Genomic DNA, 23,498 nt, shown 5'->3' with positions numbered 1-23,498 from the left:
TCCAAATTGGGGAACGCGACAATGCGCAGCGACCGAGGTTACCAGACTCACGTCCCAGTGGACGCGATCGTCATGAAATAATCCAGACCGACATGAGGTAGACAACCGACCACCGTTGTCGGTCCAGGTACCTTGTCCACGACCGGTCGACTCGCCCTCTGGGACAGGCTCACCAAAGGAGCGAGGACATGGCCGAGGGCGGGTGAACCGGAGCGCCGCACGACGCGGCGGCCCCAGGGCAGCCCGGCGAGACCACCCTCGGGTACACACAGCGAGCGCGGCGCACAGCCATCCTGACGTCTCCCCTCGGCCGCTCGGCGGCGGGAGTCGCAACTTTGCGATGGGGAGGGGCTAGACTGCGCCCTTCGAGGCGACGAGCTCGCGCGCCGCCGCGAGCAGGCGCTCGGGCGTGTTCGCCTCGGGCTCTTCGGTGACGAGCTCGACGAGGCGCTCCAGGAGCTCGCCGACGAGCCGACTCGGCGGAATGCCGAGCTCCTTCATCAATCGATTGCCGTTCACGGCGAGATCCTTGGCCGAGAGCGCCGCGCCCGCGGCGAGCAGCGCGTCCACGCGCTCCCGGAGCCGCCCGATCGTGGCGATGTCCTCGGTCGCCTCGCGGCCCTTGCCGAGCGCGTCGGCGAAGCCGATCTCGTAGAGATCCGGCGCCAGCGCCGGGGTCACCCGGCGGAGCCAGCGGCGCACCGCGGCGTCCGTCCAGGTGTCGTCGTAGCAGATCAGGTGGTGTCGGATGAGCGCCACGATCCGCGCGCGCTCGTCGTTCGAGAAGCGGAGCCGCGTGAGGATCGGGTCGGCCATCTCGGCCCCGACCCGCTCGTGCTCGTAGAACGTGTAGTCCTTCGTCTTGTCGGAGAACTCGCGCGTCCTCGGCTTCCCGATGTCGTGCATCAGCGCCGCCACGCGGAGGATCGGCTCGGGCTTGCACGCGTCGAGGCAGGCCATCGCGTGCCCCCACACGTCGTAGGCGTGCCATCGGTTCTGCTCGCACCCGACCGACTCGATCATCTCCGGGCAGGTGATCGCCAGCAGCTCCGTCCGGCGCATGATCTCGAACGCCACGCTCGGGCGGCGCGCGCGCATCGCCTTCAGCCACTCGTCGCGCACCCGCTCCGCGCTCACGCAGCGGAACGTCTGGTGCGACCGCGCGGTGCCCATCGCGCGCTCGGTCTCTGGGTCCAGCGTGCCCTCCAGCGTCGCGGCGAAGCGCGCCGCGCGCAGCACCCGCAGCCCGTCCTCGGCGAACCGCTCGCCCGGATCCCCGACCGCGCGGATGACCTTCGCCTCGAGATCGCTCCTCCCGCCGAACGGATCGATGAGGTGCCCGTCCACCGGATCGATCGCGATGGCGTTCATGGTGAAGTCCCGCCGCGCGAGATCGGCGGTGATGTCGTCCACGAACTCGACCCGGTCCGGCCGCCTGCCGTCGCTGTAGGTCCCGTCGCCGCGCAGGGTCGTGACCTCGTACGGCACGCCGCGCACGAGGACGGTCACCGTCCCGTGCTGGATCCCGGTCGGGATCACCTTCCGGAACGCGGCCACGACCTCCTCCGGCCGCGCGTCGGTCGCGACGTCCCAGTCCTTGGCGTCCTGCCCGCGGAGCAGGTCGCGCACGCAGCCGCCCACGATCCAGCCGCGCTTGCCGCGCTCGCGGAGGCGGCGACAGATGCCGAGCACGTCCTCGGGGACGGCCTCGATGAGGTGATCGATCCGGGTCACGCCTGCGGCTTATCACGGGGCACGGCGAGCAGGGCCCCCGCCGAGCGCACGCTCACTTCTTCGGGTGAGCCCAGGGGTCCCGGACATCCGGGTTCTTGGGGGTCCGGGTCGTCGGCACCGCCGGCGGCCGTCCCGTCCCGGGCCTCGCCTTCGGACCGCTCTTCTCGTCGGCCTCGAGCTTCACGAGCTTGCTCGGCTCGGTGCCGTCGAGCACCACCGTGCTGGGCTGGTACCCCTCGGCCCGGATGTCGATCGTGACCGTCTGCCCCTGCTCCACGTCGATGCTCGCCGGCAGCTTCAGCTCCACGCCGTTCCGGTAGCCGACCGCCGTCTCCGGCACCGCGGCCAGCGCCACCACCGTCTTCTGGACCGGCGGCGGCTCGGGAGGCGCCGGCTTGGCGGGCGCCTCGACCGGCGGCTTCTGCGCCTTCTGGGCGTTGTCCCTGGCCGACCCGCTCGCGCCGATGACGAAGATCGCCGTCACGATCCCCACCGCGGCCGCCGCCCCGGCGACCCACACGTAGCGGGGCCAAGGCGAGCGCGGGGGCGACGGCGGCGTCGCGGGGACGATCACCTTCGAGGTCTTGAAGTAATCGTGCGGCACGTTGAAGCCGCCCGAGCGCGCCATCATCTCCGCGACCGCGCCCGGCACGCCCCCGCACCTCACCTGCTCGAGGTCGGCGTGGAGATCGCTCATGGTCTGGTAGCGCGACTCCGGCTTCTTGGAGAGGCACTTCAGGATCACCGCCTCGAGCCCGGGCGGGCAGTCCGGGCCGCCGACGAGCGCGCGGATGGGGACCGGCGCCTTGTACATGTGCTGCGTCAGGATCCCCATGAAGTTGTCGGCGTTGAACGGGAGCTGGCGGCTCACGAGCTCGTAGAGCATCACGCCGAGCGAGTAGATGTCGGTCCGGTGATCGATGGGCGCCCCCGCGGCCTGCTCCGGGGACATGTAGTGCGGCGTCCCGAACACCGCGCCGGCGCGCGTCAGCTTGGTCGTCGTGCTCGTCGACACCTTCGCGATCCCGAAGTCGAGGATCTTCACGAAGTTCGGATCGCTGCCGCGGGCGACCACGAAGACGTTGTCCGGCTTGAGATCGCGGTGGATGATGCCGGCGTCGTGCGCGGCCGCGAGCCCCGCGGACAGCTGCAGCGCGATGTGACAGATGCGATCCATCGGCAGCTCGTTCGGCGAGTCGATGAGCTGCGCCAGGCTCACGCCTTCCAGGTACTCCATGACGAAGTACGTGGAGCCGTCCGGCAGGTCGCCGAAATCGGAGATGTCCACGATGTGCGGGTTGCCGATGCTCGACGCGGAGCGGGCCTCCTGCACGAAGCGCTCGAAGATCTCGCGGTCCCTGGCGAGCTCCGCGCGGAGCACCTTCACCGCGACGCGCTTGTCGATGACCTTGTGGCGGGCGAGGTAGACGAACCCCATCCCGCCCTCGCCGAGCAGCCGCTCGATCTTGTACCGGTGATCGAAGGTCGTCCCGATGTAAGGGTCCTTGGCGCCCGGCGGCCGCCGCTCGCGCGGCTCGACCTCGTCCGGCGGCGGGATCTCCAGGGAAGGCTCCCCCTCGCTGATCGGCACCGGGCTCGTTCGCCCGCTGATCTCGTCATTGTCGGGATCGCTCTGCCGCCCGAACCGCGGGGCCATCTGGCGCAGCGGCGGCGGCGCCCGGAAGCTCGGCGGCACCTCGCTCGCGGGCCCCTCGACCCACCCTGCCCTGGAGGGCCTCGACGAAGGGCGGAGCTCGACCTCGACCGGCACGTCGTCGTCGGCGCCGCTCGGCTCGATGGACGACGGCGCGAACGCGGCCGCGACACCGGACGAGCGGGGACCGCCCGCCGCGCTCTTGGGGCGTGACGGGGGCGGCTCCTCGAGCGCGCCTTCCTCGGCGTTGAAGACCCTGCTGCGCGCGGTGTGGTGCTCGTTTTTGGTGGCGCTCATGAAAGGCTCGCGGGCAGAAGTGCACGCCACATGCCGGCAGCTGCGACAGGGTTGGATTCTAGCAGGCGTTCGGTCCAGGAAGCGAGATCATGCGGACCCCGCGCGCGAAAGGGCGCGGCGAGCGCGGCGAGTGCGGCGAGTCGACGGCGTGTCGGCCCACCGCCGACGATGGCGGCCCAGCGTGCCGCGCGCGCCGCGTTCTGCTAGGAGGGCACCGCGATGAGCTACCCTATCGAGGTCGCGCTGCGATATCTCGGCTCCAAGAAGCGGGCGTTCATCTCGGTCGGCACCACGTTCGCGATCCTCGGGGTCGCGCTCGGGGTCGCGGCGCTCGCGACCGTGATGAGCGTGACCGGGGGCTTTCAGGCGGAGTTCCGCGAGAAGGTCCTGGGCGTCAACGCGCACGTCCTGGTGATCAAGTACTCGACGGACTTCCGTGAGTACCGCTCGATCATGGAGCAGGTCTCCAAGGTTCCCGGCGTCGTCGGCGTCGCGCCGTTCAGCATCAACCCCATGATGCTGACGCACGGCGACGCGACGGCGACCGGCGTCCTGGTCAAGGGGGTCGACCCGGCCAGGAGCCTCGGCGTGGGGGCCGAGGGCGCCTCCACGGCCGTGCTCGACCTGCCCCGTCACATCCTCCCGGGCGGCGATCTCGCCGGGCTGCGGCGCCCTGGCTCGAAGCCCGCCGAGCGCGCCGTGCCGTCGTTGCCCGAGGTCCCCCTCCTGGAGCCGGACGCTGGCGCGCGGGGCGCGCTCGCGCCGGACGCGGGCGCCGAGATCGATCTGCTGAAGGCCTACGAGGCCCGGATCCTCGAGGACGAGCGCGCCGCGGCCGCGCGCGACGCCGCGCTCGCGCCCCCGACGGCGCGCGCGGCCGAGGCGGAAGGCGCGCCCGGCGCCGGGGCCGAGGAGGCGGAGGTCGCGCTCGACGAGGGCGCCCCGCGGGGCGCGATCGAGCCGCAGGGCGGCTATGGCAGCGTTCTCCCGGACGACGACGAGCTGCCGCCCGAGGTCGATCCGGACCCCTGCGCCGACAAGGAGCAGATCGCCAGGATGCCGGGCATCGTGATCGGCGCCGCGCTGGCGAAGAACCTGTCGCTCGACCTGGGCCAGTGCGTCACTGTCACCTCGCCCACGATCGGCTTCTCGTTCGCGAACGGCGCCATCAAGCCGCCGGTCGCCAAGCGATTCCGGGTCATCGCGATCTTCGAGGCCGGCTTCGAGCAGTACGACACCAAGCTGGCGTACGCCGATCTCTACGAGACGCAGGCGTTCTACGACCAGGGCGACACGGTGACCGGCGTCGAGATGAAGGTCGACGACATCGACAGCGCGAGCGGCATCGCGCGCGAGATCAGCAAGCTCCTCGGCAGCGGGCTCTATTACACGATGGACTGGGAGGAGCTGAACCACGGGCTCTTCACGGCGCTGCGCATCCAGCAGATCGGCATGAGCGCGGTGCTGGCGCTCATCATCGTGGTCGCCGCGTTCACGGTGATCGCGACGCTGATCATGGTGGTGCTCGACAAGAAGAAGGAGATCGCGGTCCTCAAGGCGATGGGCGCGACGGACGGCGCCGTCCTGCGCATCTTCCTCTACCAGGGCGGGATCATCGGCGTCGCGGGCACCACGCTGGGCCTCTTGCTCGGCGTGGCGGTGTGCAAGGGGCTCCTGGTGTACGGCTTCCCGCTCGACCCGAAGGTCTATTTCATCTCCCGCCTCCCCGTCCAGGCGCGCCCGCAGGAGTTCATCATCACGGGCTGCATCGCCATCCTCATCTGCCTCGCCGCCACGATCGTGCCCAGCCTCTACGCCGCGCGCCTCCGCCCCGCCGAGGGCTTCCGCGCGCAGTGAGCCCCTGCCTCCCCGCGCGGCTGCAGGCCCGAGGTGGGCCTGCTCGCCGCGCGGCCTACCGCCGAGAGGCGGCGTAGAGCTTCTGCTGCCCGTTTTTGTCGGACGCCAGGTAGAGCGTGCACTCGTCCGGGGACAGCGACGGCGTCATGACGGCGACGCTCGGGTCCAGGTTGGGCAGCAGCATCCTCGCCGGCTGATCGTCCAGGGGCAGCCCGTCGTCCCCGAGCGCCACGTAGAAGCTCCGCAGCACCGACGCCTCCTCGCACTCGCCGCGCGCGCTGTAGGGCGCCTGGAAGAAGAGCAGGCGGCCGTCGGGCGTCACCCACGGGGCGAGGTCGTCTCCCTGCGCGGGGCAGTCGCCTGGCAGGTGGATGTCGAGCACCTGCACCTCCGCGTCCTCCGCGCGCTTCGTGACGAGCCGGCTCGTGTTCCCGCCGCCGTCCTGGTGCGTGTTCATGAACCAGTACCGGTAGGAGGGCCGCTGCCCGTGGGCGACCGCCACCGAGCGGCTCCCCCCGTCCGGGTTGAGCGCGGAGAGCGTGTCCGCCTGGGTCGCGCCCAGCCCATCCGCGACGTGCAGCAGCGGGAGGCTGCCCGGCGCGGGGGGGAGGCGGTCGAAGAGCAGCGAGCCCGCAGGGAAGCCGTCATGCGGCGAGGGCGCGTCCAGGGGCAGGAGGAGCGGGCCCGACTCCTGGCCTTCGGCGTCGACGAGGAAGCTGGAGACGACCTCGCCGGCCGTCCAGGGCCGCCCGGTGGCCGTGGCGATCTTCGTGTCGTCCGATCCGAACTTCGCCGTGTAGACGAGCCGGAGCGTCGCCTCGCCCTCTCCGGTCTCCGCGCGCACGCGCGGGAACGCGGGCATCGCCCCCGCCACCTCGACCTCCGAGGGCGCGCCGAACGACAGCACGCCGCCGCGGGCCGCGCAGGAGACGCACGTCTCGCTGGCCGTGCAGAACTCCCCGTCCTTGCACGCGCCGCAGCCGCCCTCGCCGCCCCCGCCCGACGCGGCCGACGACGAGGCCGAGCCACCGCCTCCCCCGCCTCCCCCGCTGCCCCCGCCCCCGTCGCCGCCGGCGCCGCCCTCGCCGCCGCTCGATGACGTGGACGTGGCGCTCGCGCCGGCCGCCGTGAACCGCTCGCCGCAGCCGGCGAGCGCCGCGAGCGCCAGCTGCGCGGCGAGCGAGAAGGTTCCGTAGAAGCGAAGCGTGCGCACCCGAGCTGCCTCCTGTCGTGGTCCCGCCGCGCGGAGCCGGCGTGCGCGGTCAAGACGCCTTGTTGTAGTCCGTGTCCTCGAGAAGGATGACGTTCGTCTTCGAGCGGGTCTCGCCGACGCTGGTCACGTAGACCGCGGGCTTGTCCTGCACCGGACACACCTTCTCGCACGCGCCGCAGCCGATGCACAGCGACGGATCGACGTGCGGACGCTGCACGTGGACCATCTTCATCGGCGGCTCCTTGCCGTGCTCGGCCGCCACCGGCTCGCGCTTCGGGATGTCGACCTCCTCGACCCAGATCGCCTTGGGCGACGTCGGGCAGAACTCCTCGCAGACGATGCACGGCACGCTCATCGACCACGGCAGGCAGCGCCCTTGATCGTAGAACGCGGTGCCGATCGAGATCGGCTTCTGGCCGATGCCCATCTTCTGCTCCTCGGTGATCTTCTGGATCGCGCCGGTCGGGCAGACGTCGCCGCAGAGGACGCAGGAGTGCTCGCAGTACCCGATGCGCGGGATGACGATCGGCGTCCAGAGCCCCTCGATGCCCGCCTCGAAGAACGCGGGGTGGATCGCGTTGTTGGGGCAGACCTTCATGCACTCCGCGCACCGGATGCAGCGCTCCAGGAACTCGCGCTCCTCGACCGAGCCCGGCGGCCGGATCACGCGGTGATCGTAGTTCGCGTCGAGCACGTCGGCGATGCGCGCCGTCGGGATGATCACCGCGCCGGCGGCGGCGGTCGCGAGGGCGGTGCGGCGGCCCGTGTCGGGCGTCACGAGGGCGCTCTTCCGGTTCGGCAGGAAGCGGAACTTGATGACGTCCTCGGGGCAGGCGCTCTCGCAGTTGAGGCACATGTGGCACTCGTCCTGCCGCCACTTCACCCCGCCCTGGGGCGAGTCGGCGCCCTGGCAGTGCACGAGGCACAGGTTGCAGTCGGTGCACTTCGCGTGATCCTTCTGCATCCCGAAGAGCGCGAAGCGCGCGAACACGCCGAGGAACGCGCCGAGCGGGCAGAGCACGCGGCACCAGAACCGCGGGATGAACCGGTTCATGAAGAGGATCGCGACGAACAGGATCCCGACGAACCACGTGTGGTGGAAGTAGAACTGCTTCGTCTGCCACACGCTCGCGGCCAGGAAATCCTGCGCGTGATCCGCGGCGAGCTGCACCGGCCGGCTCCCGGTCGTGGCCGCGGAGCCGGTCACCACGGCGGCGACGTACTGCGCGGCCGGGATGACGGCGAGGCCGATGGCCCGGACCGCCACGCAGATCGGATCGAACAGCCCGCCGATCACGCTGCCGGTCGCGCTCGCCGCGAGGAAGGCGTACATCAGGTAGTACTTCACCCGCTGCCGCGTGTACGTCTTGTTCGCCTCGACGCGCTTGCCGCCCTTGCCGTAGCGCGACGGGAAGATCCACCCGAAGAAATGGTGGAGGGTGCCGAAGGGGCAGATCCAGCCGCAGAACACGCGCCCGAAGACGAGCGTCAGCGCGAGGATCCCGAGCGACCAGAGGAGGCCGCGGTAGACGGTGTGCGTCGAGAGCAGGGTCATCGCGCCGACGAACGGGTCGGCGAGGAGGAAGCCCTCGACGGGGAGCGGCAGGCGCACCCGCGCCTCGGCGGAGGCGAACGAGCCGCGGAAGCCCGTCTGGAACAGGAAGTAGAGGAACAGCCCGAGGCAGCCGGCCTGCACGGCGCGGCGCACCCAGACGAGCACCTGGATCACCTTGCGCGCCGGCAGCCCCGAGCCGGACCGGCGCTTCGGGGCGGGCCGGACGATCGCGCCGGCCTTGCGCAACGTGCGCAACAGCGCGCCCCAGGGGGCCTCCTTCGCGAATGCGGCGGGCGGCGTCGCGCTCGGCGCGGCGGGCGGCGCCGCGCTCGCCTTCGCGGGCTCCACGACGGCTCCTGCCGCCGGTTCACGGTGCGCCGGCGCGGCCGGCGTCGGATCGAGGTTTGCCATGAGTACTACACCTCGGCGAGCCGCAGGTTCTGCCAGTGCATCGTGCCCAGGCCACGCTCGTGGCCCATCTTCAGGTACGGGATCTCCTCCGGCTTGCGGCCGATGAGCTGGCAGCCGTACGCGTCGGCGGCGACCTGGTCGGTCGTCGCGATCACGGTGTGCATGTCCTTCGCGTCGGCGACGTTCCCGCCCTGCGGCCCGTTGCGCATGAGGACGCGGACGGCGTCCACGATGGTGAGCGTGGGCTGGATGAACGTCGCGAGATCGGCGATCGACACGTCGATGTTCTGGTGGAGGCGGTTGCGCCGGCCGCCGAGCGCCCCGTACCAGTTCTTCATCGCGCCGGTGTACTTGGACAGGTTGTGGTGCTTCGCGATGGGGACGTTGATGACCTTGTCCGCGTTGACGAGCGGCGTATAGACGGGCCAGTCGTCGAGCACCTCGCCCTTCAGGCGCATGCCGCGGAAGCGGTGCGCCGCGGGGATGACGACCTCCCCGCCGACGTCGTAGGCGGCCTTCCAGATGCCGGAGCGCTGGAAGCAGCGGTTCGGCTCGTTGCACGAGGCGTCCGTCACGATGACGGTCTTGGCGCCGGCGTCGTAGGCGAGGCGCACCACCTCGGCCACGACCTTGGGGTTCGTGTTGGCCGCGTGGATCGGCGTGCGATCCCAGCCGATGTTCGGCTTCACGACCACGACGTCGCCGCGCGAGATGAAGCGGCGCATCCCGCCGAGCGCGTCGACCGCCTTCCGGACCAGGGCGGCCGGGTCCGGGGCGCCCGCGGCGAGCGCCTCGGCGCCGGCGCGGGCGACGACGAGCTCCGGCACCCCTGCGGGCGCGTCGCGGAGCCGGTAGTCCCGCGTCTGCTGGCGCTCGGCGGCGACGGCGGCGCTGCCGCCGCGATCCCACCGGGCCGCCGCGAGCCCGCCCGCGCCCCCGAGGACGAGGCCCGCCGCGCTCAGCCGACGCAGCATTTCACGTCGAGAAATGTCACCCATGGCCCTCGCCTTCCCTGGACCTACGGATAGCCTCCCCGGGCGGTCGCCACAAGCAGAGGTGGCCTGGCGGAACCGACGTGCGCCGCCTCCCGGCGCTTCCAGCAACGGCGCTCAAGGAGGAGCCGCAGTGGACGTCGCCGGGGTCGCCGGGGCCGCTGGGGCCGCTGGGGCCGCTGGCGTCGCCGGAGCGCCTGCGGCGGGGGAAGCCCCCGTGCTCGCCGGCTGCGGCGCCTGCGGCGGCGCGCCGCTCGCGGCGGGCGGCGCGTGCGCAGGCGGCGAGGGCGGCGGGGTGGCGGGCTCGTCCGGCTCGTACGGGTCGGCCTTCAGGCGATCGCGCTCTGCAAAACAGCTGGCGCGCTCCGCGTCGCACGCGGCCCGCAGCTGCGCCGCGTTGGCGAGGTCCGCCGAGCGCTGGTCGGCGAGCGCCCTGGCCTCGTCGCGCTCGGCGGTGACGGCGGCGCGCGCCTTCTCGACCTCGGCGAGCCGCGCGCGCTCGTCCATGGCCGCCTTCTGCGCGGCCGCTGCGCTGTCCTCGCAGGTCTTGAGGCGCGCGGCCTGGGTCGCGTGCAGCACCTGGATCTCGCGGGCGTGCTCGGCCTCCGACGTGGAGCCGCTCTTCTGGAGGGTGGCCAGCGTCGCGTTGAAATCCGCGCGATCCTGATCGCGGGCGCCGCGGCACGCGATCGCCTCGGACTGGGCGATCTGGTGGCTGGCGACGCAGGTGTCGAGCTTGTCGAACGACTCGGCGCCCCGCTGGCGGGCCTGCTCGAGCTCGTTCGCGAGCCGCAGGGTCTCGCGCTTCGAGAAGCCGAGCAGCACGACCGCGCAGCCCACGAGGGTCAGCGCGCCGGCCGCGATCCGCGCGCGCAGGTAGGACGTCTTCTGCTTGATCCGCAGCCGCTCCGCCTCGCGCTCCGCCTCGCGCTCCGGCTCGAGCAGCACGTCGAGCTCCTCGGCGAGCTGGGTCATCGTCGGGCGCTCGTTCGGATCGATCGCGAGCCATCGCCTGAGCGCGGCCTGGAACATCTCGCGCGGGCGCCCGGTGAGGTCTGGCAGCGCGTTGTCGGCGAGCGGCTTGTCGGCGCGGACGTCGTGCGACTCGGCGAGCTCGGTGCGGCTCTGCGCGGACTCGCCCGGGAAGTCCCTGGGGTTCACGAGCGAGTAGAGCAGGGTCGTGGCGAGCCCGTACGTGTCCATCTTCTCGGAGAGCGGCACGGCGCCGGGGAACCCGTTCAGCGCCCGGAGCTGCTCGGGCGAGGCGTAGAGCGCGGTGCCGGCGCAGAAGGAGGCCTCTCGCTCCGCGGCCACGCCCAGGTCGAGCAGGATGGGGTGGACGCGGCCGGCGAACCTGGCGAGGAAGATGTTGTCGGGCTTGACGTCCTGGTGCCGGAGCCCGGCGGCGTGGAGCGCCTCGAGCCCGCGCGCGACGGCGAGGAAGATGTCGTGCGCCTCGCGCAGGGCGAGGGGGCTGCGCTCGAGGCGCTGGGCGAGGGTCTCGCCCTCGTAGACCGGCATGGTGAGCCACACGTAGTCGGCGTTCATGCCGTGGTCCTTCAGCTGGACGACGTGCGGGTGCCCGACGGTCGCGAGCATGACGAGCTCTCGCTCGACGTTCCGCATCGCGTACAGCGAGCGGGGCATGAGCTTGAGGGCGACCTGGTGCTCGGGGACGTCGATCCGCTGGGCGACGTACACCTTGCCGAACATGCCCTGCCCAAGCAGGCGCCCCAGGCGGTAGAGCCCGCCGACGATCTGGCCGACCTCGGGGAGGATCGAGGGGCCGCGGCTGCTGCTCCTCGCGGGGTCGTCGCTCCCGCCGCGCGACGTGGTGCGCACCAGGCTGGACGGATCCGCCACCGTGACGGCGAACGCGTGGACGATCGTGGTGCGGAGGTTGGGGTCGACGGGCGGCACAGCGATTGCCAGAGTAGCGGAAGCAGCGAGCGCTGAGAAAGAAGCCGGCCGACGGAAGACGGCCGGCGCGGGGCGTTTATTCGAGGGGGGCTTTCGGAGGTGCCGGGGGGCTAACGTTCTCGCGCTCGGAGCGTCGCGTTGACGCGGAGGTGCGCCACCGTGGCTAGCCGGGCGCTACGGCGCCGGAGCGCCGGGAGAAAACGGACGTCGAGCGTCGCGCCGACGTGCGTGGGGTGCACCCGATACGGCTCACTCCAGCGAGAGCTGCGGTGGCCGCCCGCGCAGGGCGCTCCAGACGGCCAGCACAAGGACCTCTCCGCCCTCGCGGTCAACGACGCGTAGTAGACCAGGTAACGCGACGTCGGGAGCGGAGCGCGGCGAACGCCTTTGATCCGCCGGTGCGCGTACGGCGCTCCGGCCTTGGGCGCCATTCTGAGCAGGCTGAGCAGGGCCGCGAGCTCCTCGCGGAACAGGGAAGGAGCGGCATATCGGTTCTCGATCCACCATGCGGCCGCTTCCCTCGCCTGGCGGACGGCCTCCTTGGTGAGCCGGATGCGGGCTCGCTTCATCCGCGCGCCGGCTCGAGGCGCGCGATCTCCGCCAGAAACTCGTCCGCGTCGATCGTGCCTTCGCCCGCGCTCGCCAGCGACACCTCGAGCGCCTCGTCGAGACGAGCCCGCTCTTCTCCGTCCAGGTCGTCGTTGTCGGCCACCACGAGATCGATCACGGTCCCCTCGGCAAAGCTCGTCGGCTCGTCGAGGATCAGCCGGCCGCCGTGCACTTTGGCTCGCAGCGAGCTCATGGCCGCAGCGTACCATCGGGGGTCCACCCAGGGAAGCTCAGCAGAAGCGCTGAGCCTCCCTGTAGGGCAGCGCGCACGATCTCCGGCTGGCCAAGGAACACGAAGCGCAGCTCGGCCGCCACGGCGCGCGCCTCGTCGAGGTGGGCCGCGTAGAAGCCGCCGAGCCCGTCGAGCGCGTCGCTGGGGCTCTCGTTCTTCTCGGCGGTCAGCAGATACCGCGTCTGTGCCCCCTGCGTGGCGCGCTGCAGCGAGAGGATCTCTTCTGCCGTCCTCGGCCCTAAGCGCGCGGCGTCCCCCCTTCTTGCCGTCCTTCGGGACCGCCGACTCGAGGCCCAGGCGGGTCACCCGCATCTGGGCATCGACGCAATCCCATCGCTGCCGGCTCGCTCGGATGGTCCTTGTGGATCATTGCAACGAGGCCTGCCGATCTCGGGGCGTCGCTCGCGACAAGAGGTCACACGCGGGGGGCTCAGGCGCCGTCATCGGATGCGCAACAGCGCAATCCATTGCGCAATGGGCAGAGGCGACAGGAGGGGTCGTCGCAGCGGTCGCGTGCCCCGGAAGAGCAAGAAGCTGGCGATGCTCCGGCGGCGCAGCCGCCGGAGACTCCGGGCTCCTCCTCGAGGGACGGCACCAGCGACCACGTATCGCTCCCCGGCTCGTGGAGCTGAACGGCAGAGGCATCGCGCCGAGCATCGGACCAGCAGCGGACGACCGGGCCCCTGCCATCGGCGAGGAGCACGGCGCTCGGGGTTTGGTCCAGGTCAGCCCGGCTCGTCCGCGGGCAGCGAGCAGCTCGCGCGCACGGATCGCGTCGGCCAGGCTGGCCTGCCCGATGCACAGCGCGATCCCAGGCGCGCCGCCGGGAGCGACGGTGCCACCGGCGCCGCGAGATCGGGAATCCACGCAAATGCTCGCCAGAACCGCGCTCGTGATCGCCTGTCTGGAGCTCGCCGGGTGCGCCGCGTTCAGGCCGCCGGCGTCGCCGCCCGAGCTCGCCCGCTCCAGGGCGGCGATCCGCGCGGCCGAGCGGGAGGGCGCGAGCGCCGACCGGCGCGCGGCCATGCACCTCGCGCTGGCGAGGAGCGAGCTCGCGCGGGCGCGGCGGCGGATCTCGGTGGGCGACGTGGAGGGCGCGCGCTGGCTGCTGCGGCGGGCCGAGGTCGACGCGGAGCTCGCGGCGCTCGTCGTGAGGGAAGCAGGCCTGCGCGACGCCGCGGGCCGCACGCTGGACCAGGCGAGCGCGCTCGCCGAGGGGAAGGAGTAAGGCCCGCGTGCGCGCCGGAGCCCCGCTCGCCATGGCGCTCGCGCTCGCGGGCTGCGCGACGCGCGCGGCCGCGCCGCCGCCCGAGCTGCTGACGGCGCGCGCCGCCGTCGTACAGGCGCAGGACAACCCGCTCTCGCCGCTCGCGATCGCCGAGCTGAGGCAGGCGGAGGAGGCGCTCGCGATCGCCGAGCGCGTGGAGCGCGAGCGCCCGCGCTCGACGATCGCGCGCGACGCGGCCTACGTCGCGCGGCGGAGGGCGCAGTGCTCGCTGCTGTCCTCGCTCGTGCGCGCGAACCAGAGCGCGCTCGAGCGCGCGCGGCGGAGCCAGCGCGCCGCGGCGCCGCGCGCACCCCCCGGCGGCGAGCCTGAGCCCGCGTCGCCCGACCCTGCCGTCGATGTCGGTCGCGGCGTCGCGCTCGACGGCGCGCGCACGCGGCCTCGGCAGTCCGCCAGGTGATCGCGGCCGCGCTCCTGCGCTGCCGCGCCGTCGCGCTCACCGCCGCGCGCCCGCGCGACGCCTGATTTGCCGCCGGGATCCGGGCGGATCGGCCCGAGCGCCCCCGCGCGCCGCGTACCGCCCAGGGCGTCGGCGCGGCTTCCAGGGAACAGTTTCTCCTGGGAGTGGCCGATTTTTGGATCCAAGATGCGCGCGACGCGCCTCCGCCGGCATCGAAGGCGTCCCGGAGGCCAGCGTCGGTCGAAGTTCGAAGTTCGACGGGACACCCGGTCCCGCGTGCGAGGAGAGCGCGATGAAGGAAGGCGCGAACGTGATACTGGTGCCCGTCGACTTCGAGGCCGCCTCGATGAAGGCGATCGAGCTCGCGAAGGATCTCGGCGCGAGGCTCGGGCACCGGGTCGTGCTGCTGCACGTCTACCAGCTCCCGGTCTACACGTACCCCGGGCTCGAGCCGGCGCTGATGCCCGGGTTCCACGCCGAGGTGAGCGCCGCCGCGTCGCGCGCGGTCCAGCAGCTCTCGGCGCAGACAGGGGGGCTCTCGACGGCGCTGCGCGAGGGCGACCCTGCGACCGAGATCCTCGCCGCCGCCGACGAGCAGGGGGCGGCGATGATCGTCATGGGCACGCACGGCCGCCGGGGGCTCACGCACCTCTTCCTCGGGAGCGTCGCCGAGCAGGTGATCCGGAAGAGCAACGTCCCCGTGCTCACGGTGCGCGTGGCCAGCTGATCCTCCGCGGCGCCTCGCGGTGGGCGGGCCGGCGCGGCTGCCGGCCGGGGCGCGGCGGGCAGGGCCGCGCTCGACTGGGTTAGGGCGGGCTCGGCCGCGCTCGACGTGGGTCAGGGCCCCGGCTTCTGCGTCGCATGCGACGCGTGGAGTTCCTCGCATGTCGCCCCTGTGTCCGCGCGATCTCGCGCTTCCGCCGAACCTCGTGAGCCTGGCCCGGCTGCCGCTGGCGGCCCTGTTCCCGATCGTCGCCACGCGGCCTGCGCTCGCCCTCGCCGTCCTCTGCTGCGCAGGCCTGACGGACGTGCTGGACGGCTGGCTGGCCCGCCGCTCCGGTCAGGTGACGCCCACCGGGGCGATCGTCGACCCGATCGCGGACAAGGTGTTCGCGCTCGCGGTGGTGGGCACGCTCCTCGAGAGCGGCGCGCTCCCCCTCTGGGGCATCCCGGCGCTGCTGGCCCGCGAGCTCCTCGAGCTGCCGCTCGCGCTCTGGATCGCGGTGAGCCGCCGCTTCCAGGGCGCGCGCCTGTCGACGGCGAGCGCCAACATCCCTGGCAAGCTCGCGACGGTGGTGCAGTTCGCGGCGGTCTTCACCGCGATCGCGCTCCCCTCGGCGCTGCCCGCGATGCTCGCCGCGTCGGCGATCGCGGGCGCGGCCGCGGGCGTCTCGTACTGGGCGCGCCAACTCCGCCGCGTGCCCGGGGCGGCGTAGGTGCCGCCTGGGGGCGCTCCTGGTGTAAGGTCGGCCCAGGCGGCGCGTTGAGCGCCTGCCACCGGCTCCATGCTCCGAGGAACCATGCGAAGAACGCTGCCCGTCTGGGCTCTCCTTGCCTCGCTCGCCGGCCCTGCCGCCTGCAGCTCCGCCCCGTCGGCCGCGCGCGACGCCTCCAGCTCGCCGGCGTACGGCGCGGCGCCGGCCCCGATGGCAGGGATGCCTCCTCGAGTCATGCAGACGGCCGGCGAGTCGGTGCGCGAGGAGTCGTACGATGCCGAGGTGTCGGTGGCGGCGGAGTTCGCCAAGGCTGCGCCGCCGCCGGCGCCCGGCGGCGGCGCTCAGCCCCCGGCGGCGAGGCCGGCGCCGACCGCCGCCACGCCGCAGCCGGCGCCGACCTCGTCCGGCGCCGCGCCGCAAGGAACGCCGCCGGCCGCCGCCCAGGTGAGCGAGGCGCCGGCGCCCCTCCTCGTCTACACGGCAGAGATCGCGATGGCCGTGTTCGAGGTGGGCGCGTCGCTCGGCAAGGTCGAGGCGCTCGCGCGGGATCTCGGCGGCTTCCTCGCCCGCCGCGACGATCGGACGATCACGATCCGCGTCCCCGCCGCCCGGTTCGACGAGGCGCTGAAGCGCCTGGCGGACCTCGGCGACATCCTCCAGCGCAACGTCGTCGCCCAGGACGTCACCGAGGAGTTCTTCGACCTCGCGATCCGCATCCGGAACGCGCGGGCGGTCCGGGATCGCCTGGAGAAGCTGCTCGAGAAGGCCGCGAAGGTCGAGGAGTCGATCCAGCTGGAGCGCGAGCTCGCGCGCGTGTCCAGCGAGCTCGAGCGCCTCGAGGGACGGCTCAAGTTCCTGCGCGATCGGATCGCGTTCTCGACCCTCACCGTGTCCTTCCAGCCGCGCTCGACGGAGACCCTCGCCCCGTCGGGACCGCGGCTCCCCATCGACTGGCTCAACGAGCTCGGCCTCTCGCGGCTCCTCAACCTGTGAACCGGGCGCCTCCGATGAACCACTCCCTTCGCCACGCCTTCGCCCTCGTCGCCACGCTCACCGGCGCGGCGGCGCTGCTCGCCTGCGGCCGGCCCTTCACGCCCGCGACCCCGCCGGGGTTCGTCGACCTCGAAGACCGCTATGGCGACGACGAGTACCGCGCGACCACCGCCGAGGGGCTGGTGATCGGGATCCGCGCGTTCGAGAACGATCCGAAGGGCGACCTCGCCTTCTGGTCCCGCGTGATCGAGAAGCGGCTGCGCGAGGGCGGCGGCTACGCGCTGCTCGGCAAGACCGACGTGAAGGCCCGGAACGGCCTGCCGGGCGTCCAGCTGCGCTTCGGGCACGACGAGGGGAAGGAAGCGCACCTTTATTACCTCACCGTCTTCGTCAACGACGATCGTGTCTTCCTCCACGAGGCGGGCGGCGCGAAGGCGCTGGTCGAGCGGCATCAGCAGCAGATCGACTGGGCCATCCGCAACTTCCTGCCGGAGTGACCCGCGCCGCCCGCGTCGGCCGCGCGCGCCCCTACAGCCGCTGCGCCGCTGCGCTTGCTCGCGGAAGCCCTGTTTGCTACCTGGCGGACGTGCGTTCCCGCCCCCTTCCCTGTGACGCGCGGCAGCGCCGGTCGAGCCAGGCGCTGCTCCTCGCCCTCGCGGCCACGCTCGGCAGCGCCGACGCCCTGGCGCACGGCGGAGGAGAGAAGCCGCTCGCCACGTTGCCCACGCCGCCCCCCGGCGACGGCGCCAAGGCGGCGCAGATCCTCCGCGAGATCGAGGGCCGCGTCGCGCCCCCGCCCGCAGCCGTCGCCGGCGAGAAGGCCGCCGGCGGCGAGAAGGCCGCCGGCGGCGAGCAGACCGCTGTCGGGGCGCCGATCGCGGCGAGCGGGCCTTCGCCGAGCGCCGCGAAGGTCGTGGCCGAGCCGATGGCGCACGCGAAGCGCGCGCTCCAGCGCGCGCACGGCGCGCGCGCGGCGGGCGACCCGACGAACGCGCGGCGGCTCGACGCGGTGGCCCTCGAGTGGGCGGAGGCGGCGAGGACGCTGCTGCGCGCCGCCGCGGCGGCGGCGGGGGCCGTGGAGGCCGCGAAGCGCGCGCGCGAGGTCGAGACGAAGCTCGAGCGGGCGCGCGCGCTGCTCGAAGAGACGCAGGCGCGGCGAGGCCGCGCCGCGGCGGAGCTCGAGCGGATCGAGGCCGAGGCGCGCGAGGCGACCAGGGCAGCGGCGAACGTCGAAGCGCAGCGGATAGAAGCCGGCAAGAGAGGGGCGGCGCCCAAGGAGGCGACGCGGGGGGCGCGAGGGGCCGAACAAGCGCCCACCGCGGCGCCAGGCGCCGGGCCCAAGGGCGGCGCCGGCAAGGCGACGGCTCCGGTGGGCCAGGAGGGCACGCCTTGAGCGCGCGTCGCCTCGCAGGGGTCGCCGTCGCGGGGGTGCTCCTCGGCGCGTGCGCGCCGATCCCGCGGCCAGCGGTGCTCGATGAGCTCGATCACGTCCGCGCGGGGGCGGTCGCCGCCGAGTCGAAGCGGCACGCGCCGGGCGCGTTCGCGCGGGCGGAGAAGCTGCGCGGCGACGCGCTCGCCGCGCTCGAGAGCGAGGATCGATCCGGGGCGCAGATCCTGGGCGAGCAGGCCATCGCGGCGCACGCGCACGCGCACGCGCTGTCGCGGGTTGCTCGGGCCGAGGCGGCCGAGACCGAGGCGAAGGCCCAGCGTTCCGCGGGCGAGGCGTCGCTCGCGGGCCTCGAGGCCGAGCAGTCGCGCGTCGCTGCCGAGGTCGACGCCCTCGACATGCGGACCAAGGTCGCCCGGGACGCGCAGCCCGTGGTCCCATCGGGCAAGGCCGATGCGGATCGCGAGAAGGCGCGCCTCGCCGCCGCGCGCTCGCTCGCGCTCCAGGCCCGCTTGCTGTGCGGCGCGGCGCGCCTCCTGATCGCACCGGCGCCGCAGGACAGCGCGCAGCCCGCAGGCGCCAGCCCCACCGGTGCGCAGCCCGGCAGCGCCGAGCTCGCGACGCAGCTCGAGGGGGCGACCACCGCGATCAAGAAGCTCGACGCGGAGCTCGCCGAGGCGAGCGGCTCCACCCGCGCCATCCCGGCGCCCATCGATCAGGCTTCCCGCGCCCGGGCGGGCTGCCTCGCCGCGCTGACGGCCGCGCGCCGCGCCGCCACGCCGGTGACCCGCGCGCCTGGCGCTGGTGACGGGCTCCTCGCAGAGCTCTCGGCCGCAGGGACCTGGTCGCCCGTCCGCGACGATCGCGGCATCGTGGTCACGCTCCGCGGGCTCTTTGCCGGCAACGCCCTCACGAAGGCCGGCGAGGCGCGCCTCCGCGACCTCGCGCTGGTCGCCACGGCGCACCCCTCCTTTCCCGTGGCCGTGGTCGTGCACACGGACCGGGAGATCCGCGCCAGCGAAGAGCCCGCGTGGGCGGCGCGGGCCGATGCCGTCGTCCGCGCCCTCGGTCCTGCGCAAGGTGCGACCGCCGCGGGGGCGCCCGCGGGCCCGTCCATCGCGCCGTTCCTCGCGGGATCCGCGTCCCCGGTCGTCGATCCGGGGGGCAGCGAGCGCGCCCGCAACGCCCGGGTCGAGATCATTTTTGTAACCCCGGAAACCCTGTGAGGCGTGATGGTCCCGGCCGTCGGAACTCCGCTCGCCTCGGAGAGTCGTTCTCGATGATGCGCTCTTCCACCTTCGCCCGAAGCGAAAGCAAGCCTGCCGTGCTCGCCTGTGCGCTGGCCGCCGCCCTCGGGAGCGCGTGTCAGGAGGACGGCAAGACCTCCCAGAAGCATGCGGCGGAGCTCTGCGCCAAGCTCGCGCCGGTCGTCGCGGAGGACGTTGGCCAGGTGCGGACGGGCCTCCCCGCGGGCTCGCAGAAGCTCGCGGCGCTGGTGGACACCGACCCGGGCGCGAACCTGCTCGGGCTCCAGAAGGCGATCGCGGGAGCGCGCGCCTCGGTGAAGGAGCTCGGGTTCGCGAAGAGCACCTTCTTCTCTTTCGCCGATCCGAGCGGCACGGTGCTGCGCAGCGAGGCCGATCCGGACATGCTCGCCAACAGGTCCGTCCTGGCCTCGTTCCCCGAGCTCAGGAAGGTGCTGACCCCGGGCAGCGGCGTCGTCGAGGCGTTCGGGGAAATGCAGGAGATGCGCGGGGTCAGGAACGGCCCCGATCTCCAGTGGGTCGCCGTGCACCCGGTCACACGGAGCGGCGGCGAGCTCCAGGGCCTCTTCGTCACGGGCTGGTCGTTCCGCGCCTACGCGTACCGGCTGCAGGAGGCGGCCAAGCGCGACATCGCCGAGATCGCCAAGCGGGACGGGCTGAAGTCGACGCCGCTGCTCTACGTCTTCGCGTGGAAGGGCGCGAAGGCGTACGGCGGACCGGTGACGCCCGACGTCAACACCGAGGCGCTCGAGAAGCTGGACCTGCCGGCGAAGACGGCCTCGGGCCCCTGGAGCGGCACGGTGGAGATCGCCGGCCGCACCTTCGGCGCTGCGGGGCAGCGCGTTCCGGAGCTCGCCGCGGACGCCGGCGTCGCGGCGCTCGTCTCGACGCTCTGAGCGCGCCCTCCGGGGCGGTCCCCCTGGCTACGGCCCCGGGTGCTGTGAGGGCGCGCGGCGGGCCTGGGGAGATCTCCTTATCGAGCGCTACCGTGCTAGGCTGTGGCGACTGGCTCGCGCTGCCGAGCTCACCCCCATGCCGGCTTCCATCGATCAGCTTCTCAAGGTTTGCCGCGAGGTGATCGCGCCGCTCGTCCGAGCCGACGGCGGTGAGCTCTACATCGTGGCCGTCGAGCCCGATCACCTGACGCTCCACCTCGCCGGCGCGTGCTCGGGCTGCCCCGGGGCCATGCTCACCGCGCGCGCGGTGATCGAGCCAGCGGTGCTCGCCGTCGCGCCGTCCGCGCGGGTCATCGTGACGAACGGCATGCGTGTCCCCGACGGCGCATCGCTAGCGTGAGGCAGCCGCCCGCTGCGGAGACGGGCCCATCTCGACGTTTTCGGTGCTCAGCGCACTGGAGTGCGCTTGCGCGCCGAAAACGCCGATCTGGACCCGTCTCCTGTACGGGTGGCCGCCTCAGCTGGGCTACCGGGACGGGGAGGGGCCGCCTCGGCTGGGCTACCGGGTGACCGCCTCCGCTGGGCTACCGGGACGCGGTGGGAGAAGGGCTACTTCTTTTTGCCGGGCTTGTCGGCGGAGGGGGGCGGGCCGGGAGGGGGCTCTTCCTTGCGGACGGCGGAGGCGACGGCGGGGTCGATGGCGTTCGCGTCGACCGGCTTGTTGGGGCGGAGCGAATCGAGGCTGCCCAGCGTGACCAGGTCCTCGTAGGCGAACGCGATCTCGGAGTCGTTCCGCTCGATCGCGCGGAAGTGCGTGGCCGCGTCCTTCCAGTCGACCTCGTTGACGTAGCGGCCCTTGTCCGGAGCAGGGGGCGTCACGCGGCCAGGCACCCCGAACGCCGTCGCGAGCTTGACCACGGCGGACGCATAGTCCTTCCCCCGGGCGGCCTTCTCGCCCAGCGGGTGCTCGTCGATGATCTTCCAGAGCTTGTCCTGGATGAAGAAGAAGTACCGCTTCCCGCTCTCGCGGGTCAGCGTCATCATCGATTCCTTGTTGAGGTAGGTGTACTCGCCCTTGAGCGGCGTCGCGTCGATGCCGGTCGGCAACCCGCCGAAGTCGATGCGGCTGCGGCGGAACGCGCTCTTCTCCTCGGCGAGCTCCGCGTCGAGCGCCCTCATCTTCACGCCGGGCGAGATCGCCTTGTAACGCGGCACGTACGCCTCATCGAGCATCTTGTCGATGACCGCCGCCACCTGCTTGGTGGTCATCCCCCAGGCGATGCCCGGAGGCGTGAGCGCGATCGTCTTCTTCGTCGCCGGCGTATCGGCAGGCTTGGCAGGAGCCGCGGCAGGCGCTCCGCTCGTCCCCCGCTTCTGCTGGGCAGCCGCCACGGTCGCACTCGTGATCGCCGCAAGGCCCAGCCCCAGAGCCAGCGCCGCTCCCAGGAGCCTCTTCGCTTTCATGTTCCTCCTCCAGCCGGCGCAGGCCCTGTCCCTGCGCTCTGTGCAATCGCAAAAGCCAGGAAACCCAGCCCGGCAAGCCGGAGAACGCTAGCACCTGCGGTAGGACAGGAGAATAGGTTCTCCGCACCGAGCCGGGTCGACCGCCGTTGGACGATCGCTCGGCCGGATCGATGGAGAGCGAGCGCGAGGCGGATCGCGACGAGGGCAAAACAGCCTCGACAGCGCATGTAGCCGGTGTGTGCCGGGTCCTGACAGGGACCGGCCGACGTGCTACGAGCTCTGGCCCCAAGGATGATGCCTGCCGCCGGTGCTGCACCTTTGCGCCTTGCGCTCGCCGCGCTGGCGACCGTTGGCCCCGCCGGCGGCTGCGTCGCCGATCACGAGCGCCCCGCGGCGTCCGCCGATGCACAGGCTGGCCTGCCCCCATGGGAGGGGCGCGCGCGCGAGGTCTTCGACGACAACATCGAGCCTGCCGCCGTGGGCTTCTCGCTGGACGGCCCCTCGCCCAGATCCGACCCGTTCCTCCGCGAGCGGTCGCAGACGGGAGACGTGGTCGCGCGGGTCCGCGTCAACACGGTGACGGTCGACTCGATCGGCGAACAGAGCACCTACCACCTCGGGATCCAGGTCGGCTACCCTCCGCTGACCACACCCCGGGCGCCGGACCGGGCGTTCGAGCTCCACATCCGGCCGCAGAGCCGCGCGTTCGGCGTCGCGAAGGCGATCGACGCGCGGCTCCGCGGGCTCACCTTCATCGCCTTCATCCGGCGCTTCGCCGGCGAGGCCGGCGAGCCGGAGATCCACTGGCACCTTTCACCTGATACAGCGGAGGTCGCCGCGGCCGTCAAAGAGGCCGTCGTCCTCGGGGAGCTGTCTGCGCCGTGAGCAACGTGAGCATCAAGACGGTCAAAGAAGTCGACGCCCTCCGCACGGCCTCACAGATGGCTGCGGAGACGCTCCTCGGCGTCGGCGAGATGATCCGCGCCGGCATCACCACCGAGGACATCAACACCTTCGTCCACGAGGACACGATCCGCCGCGGCGGCTACCCCGCGCCGCTGAACTACCACGGGTTCCCGAAGAGCGTCTGCACCTCGATCAACGAGGTGGTCTGCCACGGCATCCCGTGCGACCGCGTGCTCGTTCCGGGCGACATCATCAACGTGGACGTCACCACGATCTACAACGGCTTCTACGGCGACACGTCCGCGACCTTCTACATCGGCAAGCCCTCGGCCGAGGCGAAGCACGTGACCGAGGTGTCCCGGCGCAGCCTGCAGCTCGGCATCGCCCAGGTCCGGGACGGGGCGCGCCTTGGCGACATCGGGGCCGCCATTCAAGAGTTCGCCGAGGGCGAGGGCTGCTCGGTGGTGCGGGCCTTCGTCGGGCACGGCATCGGGCGGCGCTTCCACGAGGCGCCGCAGGTCTCGCACGTCGGCAAGTACGGCAGCGGCGCCCGCCTCCGCGCCGGCATGTGCTTCACGATCGAGCCGATGATCAACCTCGGCACCTACGAGGTCGAGATCCAGGAAGACAAGTGGACCGCGCTGACGGCCGATCGCTCGCTGTCGGCGCAGTTCGAGCACACCATCGTCGTGACGAGGAACGGCTGCGAGGTGCTGACCCGTCGCAACCGGCCGCTCGCGAACAGCGAGATTTTCCCCGATCCCTTCGTCGTCTCCGCGGCGCGAGCGCTCTGACGCAGAGCGCGCTCGACGACGCGCACAACGCCGACGACGCTCACCACGCCGACGACGCTCACCACGCCGACGACGCTCACCACGCCGACGACGCTCACCACGCCGACGACGCTCACCACGCCGACGACGCTCACCACGCCCGGGCAGCGCGCGCCGGCCAGCCCCGGCCGCGAGGGCCGGCGCGTCGGTGCGCCGACG

21 protein-coding genes are annotated in these 23,498 nt (G+C 72.6%); 13 read left to right on the top strand and 8 right to left on the bottom strand.

The features are described 5' to 3' along the window. Nucleotides 1-351: 351 nt before the first annotated feature. Together WME95_RS06285 and WME95_RS06280 are read right to left on the bottom strand one after the other, a co-directional pair. Nucleotides 352-1,734 (bottom strand): CCA tRNA nucleotidyltransferase, encoded by a 1,383-nt coding sequence (locus WME95_RS06285; RefSeq protein WP_437907516.1) that lies wholly within the window; start codon nucleotides 1,732-1,734, stop codon nucleotides 352-354. Between the two features lie 52 nt (nucleotides 1,735-1,786). After that, nucleotides 1,787-3,685 carry a protein kinase domain-containing protein gene (locus WME95_RS06280; RefSeq protein WP_437907515.1) on the bottom strand — a complete coding sequence of 633 codons (1,899 nt, stop codon included), beginning with the start codon at nucleotides 3,683-3,685 and terminating at the stop codon, nucleotides 1,787-1,789. Nucleotides 3,686-3,904: 219 nt separating this feature from the next. Here WME95_RS06280 and WME95_RS06275 point away from each other — a divergent pair, with 219 nt between their 5' ends. Next, nucleotides 3,905-5,542 (top strand): ABC transporter permease, encoded by a 1,638-nt coding sequence (locus WME95_RS06275; RefSeq protein ID WP_437550136.1) that lies wholly within the window; start codon nucleotides 3,905-3,907, stop codon nucleotides 5,540-5,542. Nucleotides 5,543-5,597: 55 nt separating this feature from the next. Here WME95_RS06275 and WME95_RS06270 read toward each other — a convergent pair whose 3' ends face one another. The 5 genes from WME95_RS06270 to WME95_RS06250 all read right to left on the bottom strand — a co-directional run bounded on the left by WME95_RS06270 (nucleotide 5,598) and on the right by WME95_RS06250 (nucleotide 12,435). Further along, nucleotides 5,598-6,755 carry a hypothetical protein gene (locus tag WME95_RS06270; protein ID WP_437907514.1) on the bottom strand — a complete coding sequence of 386 codons (1,158 nt, stop codon included), beginning with the start codon at nucleotides 6,753-6,755 and terminating at the stop codon, nucleotides 5,598-5,600. A 49-nt stretch (nucleotides 6,756-6,804) separates the two neighbouring features. Further along, the gene (locus WME95_RS06265) at nucleotides 6,805-8,721 is read right to left on the bottom strand and encodes a 4Fe-4S binding protein (protein ID WP_437907513.1); all 1,917 of its coding nucleotides are present in this window, start codon (nucleotides 8,719-8,721) and stop codon (nucleotides 6,805-6,807) included. Nucleotides 8,722-8,726: 5 nt separating this feature from the next. After that, nucleotides 8,727-9,719 carry a DUF362 domain-containing protein gene (locus tag WME95_RS06260; protein WP_437907512.1) on the bottom strand — a complete coding sequence of 331 codons (993 nt, stop codon included), beginning with the start codon at nucleotides 9,717-9,719 and terminating at the stop codon, nucleotides 8,727-8,729. Between the two features lie 111 nt (nucleotides 9,720-9,830). Then, on the bottom strand, nucleotides 9,831-11,633 hold the full coding sequence (locus WME95_RS06255) for a protein kinase domain-containing protein (RefSeq protein ID WP_437907511.1): 1,803 nt from the start codon (nucleotides 11,631-11,633) through the stop codon (nucleotides 9,831-9,833). A 565-nt stretch (nucleotides 11,634-12,198) separates the two neighbouring features. Beyond that, the gene (locus tag WME95_RS06250) at nucleotides 12,199-12,435 is read right to left on the bottom strand and encodes a hypothetical protein (RefSeq protein ID WP_437907510.1); all 237 of its coding nucleotides are present in this window, start codon (nucleotides 12,433-12,435) and stop codon (nucleotides 12,199-12,201) included. A gap of 910 nt (nucleotides 12,436-13,345) precedes the next feature. Here WME95_RS06250 and WME95_RS06245 point away from each other — a divergent pair. The 10 genes from WME95_RS06245 to WME95_RS06200 all read left to right on the top strand — a co-directional run bounded on the left by WME95_RS06245 (nucleotide 13,346) and on the right by WME95_RS06200 (nucleotide 20,536). Next, complete coding sequence (locus tag WME95_RS06245; RefSeq protein ID WP_437550124.1) at nucleotides 13,346-13,702, top strand: DUF4398 domain-containing protein; 357 nt, start codon at nucleotides 13,346-13,348, stop codon at nucleotides 13,700-13,702. 7 nt (nucleotides 13,703-13,709) lie between these two features. Continuing rightward, on the top strand, nucleotides 13,710-14,159 hold the full coding sequence (locus tag WME95_RS06240) for a hypothetical protein (RefSeq protein WP_437907509.1): 450 nt from the start codon (nucleotides 13,710-13,712) through the stop codon (nucleotides 14,157-14,159). A gap of 292 nt (nucleotides 14,160-14,451) precedes the next feature. Next, on the top strand, nucleotides 14,452-14,886 hold the full coding sequence (locus tag WME95_RS06235) for a universal stress protein (protein WP_437907508.1): 435 nt from the start codon (nucleotides 14,452-14,454) through the stop codon (nucleotides 14,884-14,886). Nucleotides 14,887-15,043: 157 nt separating this feature from the next. Beyond that, complete coding sequence (locus WME95_RS06230) at nucleotides 15,044-15,595, top strand: CDP-alcohol phosphatidyltransferase family protein (protein ID WP_437550118.1); 552 nt, start codon at nucleotides 15,044-15,046, stop codon at nucleotides 15,593-15,595. Nucleotides 15,596-15,679: 84 nt separating this feature from the next. Further along, nucleotides 15,680-16,588 (top strand): DUF4349 domain-containing protein, encoded by a 909-nt coding sequence (locus tag WME95_RS06225; RefSeq protein ID WP_437907507.1) that lies wholly within the window; start codon nucleotides 15,680-15,682, stop codon nucleotides 16,586-16,588. A 14-nt stretch (nucleotides 16,589-16,602) separates the two neighbouring features. Beyond that, the gene (locus WME95_RS06220; protein ID WP_437907506.1) at nucleotides 16,603-17,085 is read left to right on the top strand and encodes a serine/threonine protein kinase; all 483 of its coding nucleotides are present in this window, start codon (nucleotides 16,603-16,605) and stop codon (nucleotides 17,083-17,085) included. An 89-nt stretch (nucleotides 17,086-17,174) separates the two neighbouring features. Continuing rightward, complete coding sequence (locus WME95_RS06215) at nucleotides 17,175-17,981, top strand: hypothetical protein (RefSeq protein WP_437907505.1); 807 nt, start codon at nucleotides 17,175-17,177, stop codon at nucleotides 17,979-17,981. Then, a complete protein-coding gene (locus tag WME95_RS06210; protein ID WP_437907504.1) occupies nucleotides 17,978-19,201 on the top strand; it encodes a hypothetical protein in 1,224 nt (407 codons plus the stop codon). The genes WME95_RS06215 and WME95_RS06210 overlap by 4 nt, the downstream gene beginning before the upstream one ends. 98 nt (nucleotides 19,202-19,299) lie before the next feature. Continuing rightward, complete coding sequence (locus tag WME95_RS06205; RefSeq protein WP_437550108.1) at nucleotides 19,300-20,136, top strand: hypothetical protein; 837 nt, start codon at nucleotides 19,300-19,302, stop codon at nucleotides 20,134-20,136. A gap of 136 nt (nucleotides 20,137-20,272) precedes the next feature. After that, the gene (locus WME95_RS06200) at nucleotides 20,273-20,536 is read left to right on the top strand and encodes a NifU family protein (protein WP_012233706.1); all 264 of its coding nucleotides are present in this window, start codon (nucleotides 20,273-20,275) and stop codon (nucleotides 20,534-20,536) included. Nucleotides 20,537-20,745: 209 nt separating this feature from the next. On the opposite strand, the gene WME95_RS06195 is transcribed toward WME95_RS06200, so the two are convergent. Beyond that, nucleotides 20,746-21,600, bottom strand: a complete 855-nt coding sequence (locus tag WME95_RS06195; RefSeq protein ID WP_437907503.1) for a hypothetical protein — start codon at nucleotides 21,598-21,600, stop codon at nucleotides 20,746-20,748. A gap of 291 nt (nucleotides 21,601-21,891) precedes the next feature. Here WME95_RS06195 and WME95_RS06190 point away from each other — a divergent pair, with 291 nt between their 5' ends. Together WME95_RS06190 and map are read left to right on the top strand one after the other, a co-directional pair. After that, nucleotides 21,892-22,485 carry a cobalamin ABC transporter substrate-binding protein gene (locus WME95_RS06190; protein ID WP_437907502.1) on the top strand — a complete coding sequence of 198 codons (594 nt, stop codon included), beginning with the start codon at nucleotides 21,892-21,894 and terminating at the stop codon, nucleotides 22,483-22,485. Continuing rightward, complete coding sequence (gene map, locus WME95_RS06185; RefSeq protein ID WP_012233703.1) at nucleotides 22,482-23,300, top strand: type I methionyl aminopeptidase; 819 nt, start codon at nucleotides 22,482-22,484, stop codon at nucleotides 23,298-23,300. Before WME95_RS06190 ends, map begins: the two co-directional genes overlap by 4 nt. Nucleotides 23,301-23,498: the final 198 nt, after the last annotated feature.

It is taken from the genome of Sorangium sp. So ce327, from assembly GCF_051530205.1.
Lineage (GTDB): Bacteria > Myxococcota_A > Polyangia > Polyangiales > Polyangiaceae > Sorangium > Sorangium cellulosum_B.
The sequence above is the reverse complement of the archived record's forward strand: the minus strand, read 5'-3'. Positions and strand labels throughout refer to the sequence as shown.